Source organism: Shinella sp. M27 (genome assembly GCF_049199905.1).
Classification (GTDB): Bacteria; Pseudomonadota; Alphaproteobacteria; order Rhizobiales; family Rhizobiaceae; genus Shinella.
Window position 1 is genome coordinate 1 of the sequence record NZ_JBLZPK010000075.1, and the last position, 11,526, is coordinate 11,526.

Annotated in this window: 11 protein-coding genes; 5 read left to right on the top strand and 6 right to left on the bottom strand. The window is 63.2% G+C overall.

Going from position 1 to position 11,526, the window contains the following annotated elements:
* On the bottom strand, positions 1 to 410 hold a 410-nt coding region (locus ACOZK4_RS26470; protein ID WP_421594637.1), incomplete at its 3' end, for a DUF475 domain-containing protein.
* A gap of 379 nt (positions 411 to 789) precedes the next feature.
* On the opposite strand from ACOZK4_RS26470, the gene ACOZK4_RS26475 reads away from it, so the two are divergent.
* From ACOZK4_RS26475 to ACOZK4_RS26490, 4 genes are all read left to right on the top strand, one after another.
* Positions 790 to 2,850 carry a M3 family metallopeptidase gene (locus ACOZK4_RS26475; RefSeq protein WP_421594638.1) on the top strand — a complete coding sequence of 687 codons (2,061 nt, stop codon included), beginning with the start codon at positions 790 to 792 and terminating at the stop codon, positions 2,848 to 2,850.
* Between the two features lie 143 nt (positions 2,851 to 2,993).
* Entirely contained in the window at positions 2,994 to 4,556 is a 1,563-nt protein-coding gene (locus ACOZK4_RS26480) for an alkaline phosphatase D family protein (protein ID WP_421594639.1), read from the top strand.
* Positions 4,557 to 4,690: 134 nt separating this feature from the next.
* Positions 4,691 to 6,517, top strand: a complete 1,827-nt coding sequence (gene typA / locus ACOZK4_RS26485) for a translational GTPase TypA (protein ID WP_421594640.1) — start codon at positions 4,691 to 4,693, stop codon at positions 6,515 to 6,517.
* 206 nt (positions 6,518 to 6,723) lie between these two features.
* Positions 6,724 to 7,230 carry a GNAT family N-acetyltransferase gene (locus tag ACOZK4_RS26490; RefSeq protein ID WP_313527957.1) on the top strand — a complete coding sequence of 169 codons (507 nt, stop codon included), beginning with the start codon at positions 6,724 to 6,726 and terminating at the stop codon, positions 7,228 to 7,230.
* A gap of 5 nt (positions 7,231 to 7,235) precedes the next feature.
* Here the strand turns inward: ACOZK4_RS26490 and ACOZK4_RS26495 are convergent, their stop codons facing one another.
* Entirely contained in the window at positions 7,236 to 7,853 is a 618-nt protein-coding gene (locus ACOZK4_RS26495; protein WP_421594641.1) for a hypothetical protein, read from the bottom strand.
* Positions 7,854 to 7,977: 124 nt separating this feature from the next.
* Here ACOZK4_RS26495 and ppa point away from each other — a divergent pair, with 124 nt between their 5' ends.
* The gene (gene ppa, locus ACOZK4_RS26500; protein WP_313527953.1) at positions 7,978 to 8,511 is read left to right on the top strand and encodes an inorganic diphosphatase; all 534 of its coding nucleotides are present in this window, start codon (positions 7,978 to 7,980) and stop codon (positions 8,509 to 8,511) included.
* An 81-nt stretch (positions 8,512 to 8,592) separates the two neighbouring features.
* Here ppa and ACOZK4_RS26505 read toward each other — a convergent pair whose 3' ends face one another.
* The 4 genes from ACOZK4_RS26505 to ACOZK4_RS26520 form a co-directional block, all read right to left on the bottom strand.
* The gene (locus ACOZK4_RS26505) at positions 8,593 to 8,883 is read right to left on the bottom strand and encodes a YggT family protein (protein ID WP_117371263.1); all 291 of its coding nucleotides are present in this window, start codon (positions 8,881 to 8,883) and stop codon (positions 8,593 to 8,595) included.
* Between the two features lie 112 nt (positions 8,884 to 8,995).
* Positions 8,996 to 9,712, bottom strand: a complete 717-nt coding sequence (locus tag ACOZK4_RS26510) for a glutamine amidotransferase (RefSeq protein ID WP_421594642.1) — start codon at positions 9,710 to 9,712, stop codon at positions 8,996 to 8,998.
* A 3-nt stretch (positions 9,713 to 9,715) separates the two neighbouring features.
* Entirely contained in the window at positions 9,716 to 10,201 is a 486-nt protein-coding gene (locus ACOZK4_RS26515; RefSeq protein ID WP_421594643.1) for a TerB family tellurite resistance protein, read from the bottom strand.
* 37 nt (positions 10,202 to 10,238) lie between these two features.
* Positions 10,239 to 11,526 (bottom strand): heme biosynthesis protein HemY (locus ACOZK4_RS26520; protein ID WP_421594644.1); only part of this gene is annotated, 1,288 nt, incomplete at its 5' end.

The following is an 11,526-nucleotide window of genomic DNA, read 5'->3' on the forward strand; positions in this document are numbered from 1 at the left end:
GCGATGGGCAGATGCGCCTCGTTCATGATGCGGGCATATTCCGCCGGCTCGCGGGCAGCGAGGATGAGCGCGTCGATCGGGCCGATGCCGGCGGCGATGACGACGATCAGGAGCGGGAACACGATGCGCATGCCGAAGACGGCGATCACGATGCCCCAGGTCAGGAACCGGTGTTGCCAGACCGGCGTCATGTCCTTGAGCTTGTTGGCATTCACGATGGCATTGTCGAAGGAGAGCGAAATCTCCAGCACCGCGAGAACGGTACAGATGAAGAATACGGTCGCCATGCCGGAAATCGTTCCGGTCGTCTGCCAGCCCAGCCACGCGCCGAGCGCGAGGCCGATGACCGTCGAGATGAAGGCCCATTTGAGATAGGAGAGGGTGGTCTTGCCTTCGCCGTTGCCGATCATGACAGCGCCTCCATATCAACGGAGGTTCGGGAAGTGAGATTGCGCATACCACGACGGGCATGCGGGTAAGGCATGGTCAGGATGTTCATGTGCGTTTGAATCCGCCGGCTAATTGCTGGCGGTACCGACATCACGAGAGCGCCGTAAAAACTCTCGCCAGAGGGGCCCGGCACCAGGGTTCGTCGCGGCAAGGATGTCAAAAGGCCGCGAACCGGATTGTTTTCACCGAAGTTGCCGTCCGCGTCAAGAGGCAGGGTGCCGCAGCCGGTCTAACGCGGCAGCGGGGGTTCTGTTCCCGGTTTTTGTGCCGCTCCCCTGTACCAAGCCCCTCGTCCGTTCCTATATTCGCCGCACAGTGATTTGCCAGAAAGGATCTCCCATGACCGAAACGCCGATCGATCCCGCCCTCGTCGAATGGACCGGCCTCAACGGCCTGCCGCGGTTCGATCTCGTAAGGGACGAGGCCTTTGCGGCGAGCTTCGATGCGGCGTTAGCGGCCCATGAGGCGGAGATCGACGCGATCGCCGGCAATCCCGACGTGCCGACCTTCGAGAATACGGTCGTGGCGCTGGAGATCGCGGGTGACGCGCTGTCTCGGGTCTCTGCCCTGTTCTGGAGCCGCGCCGGTGCGAACACCAACGACACGATCCAAGCGCTGGAACGCCACATCGCGCCAAAAATGTCGCGGCACTATTCGAAGATCGGCACCAATGCCGCGCTCTTCAAGCGCATCGATGCACTGTGGGAAGGCCGCGCGGGCCTGAACCTTTCGCTGGAGCAGGTGCGCGTGCTGGAGCGGCACTGGAAGGGGTTTGTGAAGGCGGGCGCCAAGCTCGCGAAGCCCGAGCAGGACCGTCTCTCGGCGATCAATGAGACGCTGGCCGGTCTCGGCGCGAAATTCGGGCAGAACGTGCTTGCCGACGAGAAGAGCTGGGCGCTGTTCCTCGACGAGGGCGAGGCGCTGGACGGCCTGCCGGATTATCTGAAGGACGCCATGGCGTCGGTGGCGCGGGACCGCGGGCAGGATGGGCGCTATGCCGTCACCCTGTCGCGTTCGATCATCGAGCCCTTCCTTGCCTCCTCCGCCCGCCGGGACCTGCGCGAGCAGGCGTTCCGCGCCTGGGTGGCGCGCGGCGAGAATGACGGCGAGACGGACAATCGCGGCATCGTGAAGGATACGCTTTCGTTGCGTTCGGAAAAGGCCGAGCTGCTCGGCTACGCGAATTTTGCCGCGCTGAAGCTCGACAACACCATGGCGAAAACGCCGGATGCGGTGAACGGGCTGTTGATGCAGGTCTGGGAAAAGGCCGTGGCGCGGGCGCGCGAGGAGGAGGCGGAGCTTGCCACGCTCATTGCGGACGAGGGCCGCAACCACGAGGTCATGCCCTGGGACTGGCGCTACTACGCCGAAAAGCTGCGCGCCAAAAAGTTCAATTTCTCCGAAGCCGAGTTGAAGCCCTATCTCCAGCTCGAAAAGATCATCGACGCCTGCTTCGATGTTGCCGAGCGCCTGTTCGGTATCCGCGCCATCGAGAAGAAGGATGTGCCGGTCTATCATCCCGATGTGCGGGTCTTCGAAATCCGCGATCGCGAGGACAGGCTGGTCGCTATGTTCCTCGGCGATTATTTTGCGCGCTCTTCCAAACGCTCCGGCGCCTGGATGAGCTCCTACCAGAGCCAGCATCGCCTGCCGCTGCCGAACGGTTCGGTCGGTGAGATCCCGATCATCTACAATGTCTGCAATTTCGCAAAACCCGCCGAAGGCAAGCCGGCGCTGCTGTCGCTCGACGACGCGCGCACGCTGTTCCACGAATTCGGGCATGCATTGCACGGCATGCTCTCGGACGTCACCTATCCCTCGGTGTCCGGCACGGGCGTATCGCGCGACTTCGTCGAACTGCCGTCGCAGCTCTATGAGCACTGGCTGACGGTGCCGGAAATCCTGACGCGTTACGCTGTGCACTACCAGACCGGCGAGGCGATGCCGCAGGCGCTGCTCGACAAGGTTCTCGCCGCCCGTACCTTCAATTCCGGCTTCGCGACGGTGGAATTCACCTCCTCGGCGCTGGTCGACATGGCGTTCCACACGCGGGGGCCTGTCGAGGACCCGATGGCGGTGCAGGGGGAGGTGCTGGAGAAGATCGGCCTGCCGAAGTCCATCGTCATGCGCCACGCGACGCCGCACTTCCAGCATGTCTTTTCGGGCGACGGCTATTCGGCCGGCTACTATTCCTACATGTGGTCGGAAGTGCTCGACGCCGATGCCTTCTCCGCCTTCACGGAAACGGGTGATGCCTTCAACCCCGCCATGGCGGCGCGGCTGAAGACCTATATCTACGCCGTGGGCGGCTCGGTCGATCCCGAGGATGCCTACAAGGCCTTCCGCGGCAAGCTGCCGACGCCGGAGGCCATGCTGGAGAAGAAGGGCCTGGCGGCCTGACAAGACCGGGCGCGGGCGGCACGGCTGCCTGCGTCATTCTCCCGTCACCAAAGCTTGGGTGAACCGTCATCCTGCCGTTACCGGACTGACATGTCTCGGCCCGATGTTCTGCCCGTCGATTCGCGGGCTTGGCCGGAGGTGGCATGGCGATTGTTCCCGAGACGCTGACAAGGCGCTCGTTTCTCTTGACCGCAGGGGCCGGTGCGCTGGCGACGTCTTCGGCACTGGCGGTGCCCTATTATGCGCGGCGCCATGGCAGCCCGGTCTTTTCGCATGGCGTGCAATCCGGCGATGTCGATTGTTCCTCCGGCATGGTCTGGGCGCGCACGGACCGGCCGGCGGAGGTGACGCTCGAATATTCGACCACCGACAGTTTTCTCGACATCACGCGTCTGCCGCTTCAAAAGGCGATGGGCACCTCCGACAATGCCGTCAAGGCGATGCTGGAAGGGCTCCTGCCGGACCAGGACATCTTCTATCGCTTCACCGCAAACGATCCTTATTCCAGCCACCTCGTCTCCGAGCCCGTCGTCGGCCGTTTCCGCACGGCGCCGATGCGCAAGCGCTCGGTGCGTTTCGTCTGGTCGGGCGATACGGCGGGACAAGGCTGGGGCATCGACGATGTCGGAATGAAGACCTATTCGACCATGCTGCGCCACGAGCCGGATTTCTTCATCCATTCGGGCGACACGGTCTATGCCGACGGCCCGATACCCGATGAAATTCCGCTGCGCGACGGCGGCATCTGGAAGAACCGCATCGTCACCGACGAGAAGCGCAATGTGGCGCGAACGCTCGAAGAATTCCGCGGCCAGTGGAAGTACAACCTGCTCGACGACCACCTTTTGTCCTTCAACAGCCAGTGCCCGACCTTCTTTCAGTGGGACGACCACGAGGTTTTGAACAACTGGTCGGAATCGAGCGACCTGACCGGCGACCGGCGCTATCCGGAAAAGGATATCGGCATCTACGAGCAGCGCGCGCGGCGTGCCTTCCACGAGATGACGCCGATCCGCTATTTTGCCACGGAACCCGGCCGTATCTTCCGCAAAGTCGCCTACGGGCCGCTGCTCGATGTGTTCTTCGTGGACCTGCGTTCCTATCGCAGCCCCAACAAGGGCGGCACGGAGAACGGCCTGTTCGGCTGGCGGCAGGCGGATTGGCTGCGCCGAGAGCTTGCAGCCTCTGAGGCGGTCTGGAAGGTCATCGCCTGCGACATGCCGCTCGGCCTCGTCATCTGGGACGACTATGCCAACAGCCTGGGTTACGAGGGCGTGGCCGATGGGTTGAACGGCCCGCCGGCGGCGCGCGAGCGGGAGATTGCCGATCTCCTTTCCTTCATGCGCGACAATGCCATTCACAATGTCGTCTGGCTGACGGCGGATGTGCACTACACGGCCGCGCACCACTACGACCCGTCGCGGGCGAAATTCCAGGCGTTCAATCCGTTCTGGGAATTCGTCTCCGGACCGCTGCATTCCGGCACCTATGGGCCGAAGCCGCTCGACATGACCTTCGGGCCGGAGGTGCGCTTCATCAAGGCGTCCTCGGGGGGCATCGACAGCAATCTGCCGCCCTCGGCCGGGCTGCAATTCTTTGGTCTCGTCGATATCAACGGGTCGAGCGAGGAGATGACGGTGCGGCTGATGGACCGGGAGGATCAGGAGCTTTGGCGCGTCGTGTTGCCGCCCGTGCGTTCATCATGATGCGAAGCCCTGCGCCATCGGAGCAACAGAGTTGCGGTCCGCCCCTTTCGCATTTGCGGAAAAACATGTAAGAGCCCGGCCATTGAAGACGGCGCCCTTATACCCTGCGCGCCCCGAACCTCAGAGATTAAACCATGTCTATCCGCAATATCGCGATTATCGCGCACGTCGACCATGGCAAGACCACGCTCGTTGACGAGCTTCTCAAGCAGTCCGGCTCCTTCCGTGAAAACCAGCGCGTCGCCGAACGCGTTATGGATAGTAACGACCTCGAAAAGGAACGTGGCATCACCATTCTCGCCAAGGCGACCTCGGTGGAGTGGAAGGGCGTTCGCATCAACATCGTCGACACCCCCGGCCACGCCGACTTCGGCGGCGAAGTCGAGCGCATCCTCTCGATGGTGGACGGCGCCATCGTTCTCGTCGATAGTTCGGAAGGCCCGATGCCGCAGACCAAGTTCGTGGTCGGCAAGGCACTTAAAGTTGGTTTGAAGCCGATCGTCGCGATCAACAAGATCGACCGTCCGGACGGCCGCCACGAGGAAGTGCTGAACGAGGTCTTCGACCTCTTCGCCAATCTCGACGCAACCGACGAGCAGCTCGACTTCCCGATCCTCTACGGTTCGGGCCGTAACGGCTGGATGAACCTCAATCCGGAAGGCCCGAAGGACGAAGGCATGGCGCCGCTGCTCGACCTCGTGCTGAAGCACGTTCCCGAGCCCACCACCGAAGAAGGCCCGTTCCGCCTGATCGGCACGATCCTGGAAGCCAACCCCTTCCTCGGCCGCATCATCACCGGCCGCATCGCATCCGGCACGCTGAAGTCCAACCAGCCCGTCAAGGTTCTGGGCCAAGATGGCAAGCTGATCGAAACCGGCCGTATCTCGAAGATCCTCGCCTTCCGCGGCATCGAGCGCACGGCGATCGACGAAGCGCATGCCGGTGACATTGTCGCCATCGCCGGCCTCTCCAAGGGCACCGTCGCCGACACGTTCTGCGACCCTTCGGTCACCGAAGCGATGACGGCGCAGCCGATCGATCCGCCGACCGTCACCATGTCCTTCATCGTCAACGACAGCCCGCTGGCCGGCACCGAAGGCGACAAGGTCACCAGCCGCGTCATCCGTGACCGTCTGTTCAAGGAAGCCGAAGGCAATGTCGCGCTGAAGATCGAAGAAGCCGAAGGCAAGGATTCGTTCTACGTTTCCGGCCGCGGCGAACTTCAGCTGGCCGTTCTGATCGAAACCATGCGTCGTGAAGGTTTCGAGCTTGCCGTGTCGCGTCCGCGCGTCGTCATGCACAAGGACGAAGACGGCAACACCATGGAGCCGATCGAAGAAGTCGTCGTCGACGTCGACGAAGAGCATTCGGGTATCGTCGTGCAGAAGATGTCGGAGCGTAAGGCCGAGATGACGGAACTGCGTCCGTCGGGCGGCAACCGCGTTCGCCTGAAGTTCCTGGCGCCGACCCGCGGCCTCATCGGCTACCAGTCGGAACTCTTGACCGACACGCGCGGCACGGCGATCATGAACCGCCTGTTCCACGACTACCAGCCCTTTAAGGGTACCATCGGCGGCCGCGTCAACGGCGTGCTGCTGTCGAACGGCTCGGGCGAAGCCGTGGCTTACGCCATGTTCAACCTGGAAGACCGCGGCCCGATGATCATCGAGCCGGGCGAGAAGGTCTATGCCGGCATGATCATCGGCATCCACTCGCGCGACAACGACCTCGAGGTCAACGTGCTCAAGGGCAAGCAGCTCACCAACATCCGCGCCGCCGGCAAGGATGAAGCGGTGAAGCTGACGCCGCCGATCCGCATGACGCTCGACCGGGCGCTGTCGTGGATCCAGGACGACGAGCTGATGGAAGTGACGCCGAAGTCGATCCGTCTGCGCAAGATGTTCCTCGACGCCAACGATCGCAAGCGATTCGACAAGCAGCGGGCGGCCGGCGCGGCCTAAGCGCTTCTTTCCGAATTGAGACAAATGTGAACCCCGGTCGCAAGGCCGGGGTTTTTCATGTGTGTGCCATCGTTTTACGCCTTGTGACGTTTGTTAAAAAAGCGTTAACTTTTCGACGTGCCATCCGGAACACGCCTGTGGGCAATGGAGGCCTTGGTGCGGGCGCGGGATTCCGGTGGAATCGGTGCGGGAATAAGAGTGGTGTTATGAAAACACTGTCGATCGATGTGCGGCGCGCCGAGCCGCAGGACGCGCGCGCGATATCCGAGACGCATCGGGTGTCGTGGCTGCAGGCCTATGGCGGCCTCATTCCGCATATTGCGCTCAACCAGATGGTCGACCGTCGCAACGAGACCTGGTGGCGCAAGGCGACACGCGGTCCCGCGACGCTGCTGGTGCTCGATGTCGCCGGCACGGTGGCCGGTTACGCCACGCTCGGCCTCAACCGCGCCCGCGCGCTGCCGCAGGAAGGCGAGATCTACGAACTCTATCTTCGTCCGGAATATCAGGGCATCGGCCTTGGCCGGCTACTGTTCGGCGAGGCGCAGCGGCTTTTGAAGTCGCTCGGCTGCAATGGCATGATCGCCTGGTGCCTCGAGGACAGCGAACATGCCGACCGCTTCTTCCGCTCCGCCGGCGGACGCGACATTGCCGAGGGCATGGAGAATTTCGGCGACAAGGAACTGAAGAAGATCGGTTTCGTCTGGCCCTGAGGCCTTTATTCCTCTGCGGCGCCCGGCAGGGTGCGTGACGGTTCGCCCGCAAGCTTTCCCCGTTTGCCGTGCCATTGCGGCTCGCTTACGCCGCAGGCAAAGCCGGCCGCCTCGTCATCCGCCACCGCGCGGGCGAGTGTGTTGGCATCCTTGTTCTCCAGCGCATCGACATAGCCGACGACGCAGCTCGTCGGATTGTCTTTCGTCGCCACCGTGGAGACGACGAGCAACTGGCCCGTCTTGGAATCGGCTTCGCCCGTCGTCTCGGGATCGGCGACGAACCAGCGCACGATGGTCGCGACCGGCGTGCCCTTTGCGCCAAGCCGCCATTCGATCTTGGTGCCGGTGTGGTTGAACGGTCCGAAGGTCTCGAAGGCTTCGTCGATATAGGCCTTGCTGACCGGGCCATAGGCGATGCTCTGCCGGAGATCACCTTCCTTGAAATAGACCGGAAGACCCTTGTAGCCGGCGCATTGCAGGCTGACGCTCTCGCCTTCCTCTGATGCTTCGGACAGCGTCTTGCAGGCATCGAGGTCGCGGTCGGTATAGGCGCTCTCGTTGGCGCGGGCGGCGCTCGCGGATGCGGCGATGGCGACGGAAAGCAGAAGCGGCGTCAGGCGCATGAAAAATCCTCCGGTTGCAAGGAAGACGGCACATCCGGCTCGTCTATTCGAAAGTCATGTTGCGCCGCAGCGGGATTCGCATTAGGAAGCCCGAAAATCACTGCATCTCACTGAGGGAGCCCCCATGCGTATCGATGCGATTTCCGTTGGCAAGAACCCGCCTGAAGACGTGAACGTCATTGTCGAGGTGCCGGTCGGCGGCCACCCGATCAAGTACGAGATGGACAAGGAAGCCGGCGCGCTCGTCGTCGACCGTTTCCTCTACACGCCGATGACCTATCCGGGCAATTACGGCTTCGTGCCGCACACGCTGTCGGAAGACGGCGACCCGATCGACGTTCTGATCGCCAACACCCGCCCGCTCGTTCCGGGCTGCGTGATCAATGTGCGCCCGATCGGCGTTCTGGTCATGGAAGACGACGGCGGCAAGGACGAGAAGATCATCGCCGTGCCGGTGCCGAAGCTGACGCGCCGTTACGACAAGGTCGAGAACTACACCGACCTGCCGGAAATCACGCTCAAGCAGATCGAGCACTTCTTCACGCATTACAAGGATCTGGAGCCCGGCAAGTGGGTGAAGATCGCCGGCTGGGAAAACGTCGATACGGCCAAGAAGATGATTCTCGAAGCCGTCGAGCGCTACAACGCCTCGAAGTAAGCGCAGGCGCGCTTTCGGGCCTCAAAACAAATCCTCCGGGTCGCCAGCGATCCGGAGGATTTTTTATTGTCGAAGCGAATGTCAGAGAACCGCGGGCGCCAGAACCGTGCGGATGACCTGTTCGAGGAAGAACAGGATGACCAGCACGACGAGCGGCGACAGGTCGACGCCGCCGAAATTCGGCAGGACGCGGCGGATCGGGCGATAGATCGGTTCGGTCAGCTGGTAGAGCGAGCGGCCGATGGTCGCGATCACCTGATTGTTCGCGTTGATGACATTGAAGGCATAGAGCCAGGAAAAGATCGCCGAGGCGATGACCAGGAACCATGCGATGCTGATGATGAACAATAGGGTGTTGATGACCGCTATCATTGACGTCTCCAATTGGTTTCGTCCCGACATGTAGCCATTGCAAGGCCTGCCAGCAAGGCCGGCGCCGGACAGTGCGGTAACATGTTTAATGTGCCGGTATTTTTTAGGGGGCTCAGGCTTCGTGAAAAATCCGGTCGAGGAAGGATGTCATCCAGAGCCGTAGGGCCGCGTCGTAGAGCAGGCGCCCGTCGAGATGCAGGCGGCCGGTCTGGGCGCCCGGCAGCTCGAAGCGATGCGCTCCGCGCACCACCCAGCGGTGCATCATGGCCAGCGTCAGTTCGCCGTGGAACTGGATGCCCCAGGCATTGTCGCCATAGCGGAAGGCCTGGTTTTCATAGTGATGACCGGTGGCGAGCAGCGTTGCGCCGGAGGGCAGGTCGAAGCCCTCGCGGTGGAACTGATAGACCATATCCGGCCAGGGCATCAGCGCCGTGCCGGCCTCGGTCGCCGCGAGCGGATACCAGCCGATCTCCGTCCAGCCCTCGGTGTGGCCGAACACGGTGCCGCCGAGGTTCTTCACCAGCATCTGCGCGCCGAGGCAGATGCCGAGGAAGGGGCGTTTCTCCTTCAAGGGCACATTCAGCCAGTCGATCTCTTGGCGCACATAGGGTTCGTCGTCATTGGCGCTCATCGGCCCGCCGAAGACGACGGCGCCGGCATAATGGCTAAGCGTTTCCGGCAGGGGATCGCCGAGCACGGGGCGGCGGATGTCGAGCGCGTGGCCCATCTGCTGCAGGATCTGCCCCACACGGCCGGGGCTGGAGGTCTCCTGGTGCAGCACGATCAGAACGGGGCGTTTGGCGCGCGGTTTTCGCGGGAAATCGAGCATGGCTCAGGCCTCGTCCGGCTCCCCATGCGCCACCGCGCCCACTCGTTCGGCCACTTCCTGTCGCTTCATGATGCGCTCCCGGCCGGAGACGCCGAGCAGGTCGGCGATACGCCAGATGGCGTGGTCCTCCATCTCGCTGCGCTCGCCATCGGCATAGACGATTTCCCAGAGCAGGCCGATGAGGCCGACACGCTGGTCCTCGGAAAGCTGGCGCTTCAATTCGGAGGTGAAGCGGAAGAAGTCGATCGCCTCGCTTTCCGCATCGACGCCGGCATCGAGCAGCGCTGCCAGTTCCTTTTCATCGACGCTGTAAAGCTCGCTGAAATGGTCGTGCAGCGCTTTCTTCTCGACATCCAAAACCTGGCCGTCCGCCTCCATCACCTGGATGCAGAGCGCCATGACCGCAACCCGCGGATCGTCGGCGGCGAAGGTCGGTTTGCTGTCGCCGCCGGAAAGGCTCGCCAGAAACTGCTGCAAGCGTTCGAACATCGATGTTTTAGCCCCGTTCCCTCAAGCCCTAGTACAATCAGAACAGCCGGAAGCCGCTGGTTCCATCCCGTTTGACGGCTGCGCCTTCCTTGACACCGGGATCATCCGGCAGGCCGAAGAACGGGCGTTCCTCCTCCTGAACCGGTGCCTCGTCTTTGGCCTTTTCCACCACCACGGGCGCCTTCTCGACGACGGCGGCCACCACGACGGGCTTTTCCACCGGCACCTTCTCGACCTTCACGACCTCCTCCACCTTGACGGCCGGCTTCTGCTCGATGGCGAGCGGTGGCAGGGTGCGGATCGCCTCGTCGACGGCATCCGTCGAGCCCTCCTCGACCGGGCCTTCCAGCGCACTGACCGGCGTCTTCCACTCGAAGGCGTCGAGACGGCCGGTGACGGGCGAGACGGCGCGCCATTCCGGGGCGGTGATGCCGTCGGCCGTCCAAGCCGGATCGCGCGGGGCTTTCAGCGCCTGGTTCATCCAGTGGCGGATGCGGCCCTGGTCGCCGGTTTCGGCATCCTCGATATCGGCCAGCAGCAGGAAGGCGCTTTCGCGCGGCGCAAGGCGGGCGGCCGCCTCGGCCTTGCCGCGGGCCAGCGCAAAATTGCGTGTCTCCAGTGCTGCTTCCGCGACGGCATAGAGCGCCTCGGCATTGTTCGGGCGGATCGCTTCCAGCTTTTCCGCCCGCTTCAGCCGGTCGGCGGCGGAATCGCCGCTGCGGGCGCGGACATAGAGCTTCGCCACGTCGCCATGCGCCGTCGTCTTCCAGAGTTTTTCCAGGATCGACGCGGCCTTGCGCAGGTTGTCCTCGCGCAGATAGGCCTTGGCCTCGATCAGCCCGGCCGGCACGAAAGTCTCGTCGAGTTTCAACGCCTGATGCGCATCCTCGCGGGCACCCTTCGGATCTGCGTCGAGCTTAGCTGCGGCGCGGGCGGTGAGCAGCACGGTCTTGCGGCGGGCATAGGTCTTTTTCTCCTCAGCCGAGCCGGAGCGGCCGTCGCCGAGCAGTTTCAGCGCCTCGTCCCAGTCACCGGCTTCCGAGCGGTATTCGAGGGCGGCTTCCGTCGCCCAGGGCAGCTGCGGCGCCTTTTCGGCGGCGCGCTCGGCATATTGCCGGGCGGCCTCGTTGGCGCCGAGGCGGCGGGCTTCGAGATAAAGGCCGCGCAGGCCGAGTTCGCGCGTTTCCGGGTCGTCGGCCATCAGCTCGAATTTCTTCCGCGCGTCGTCATAGCGGCCTTCAATCATCGCCGCCTGCGCTTCGAGCAGGTGGATGAGCGGTTCCTGATCGGCGCTCAGCAGGCCCTTGGTGCGGCCGAGCATTTTT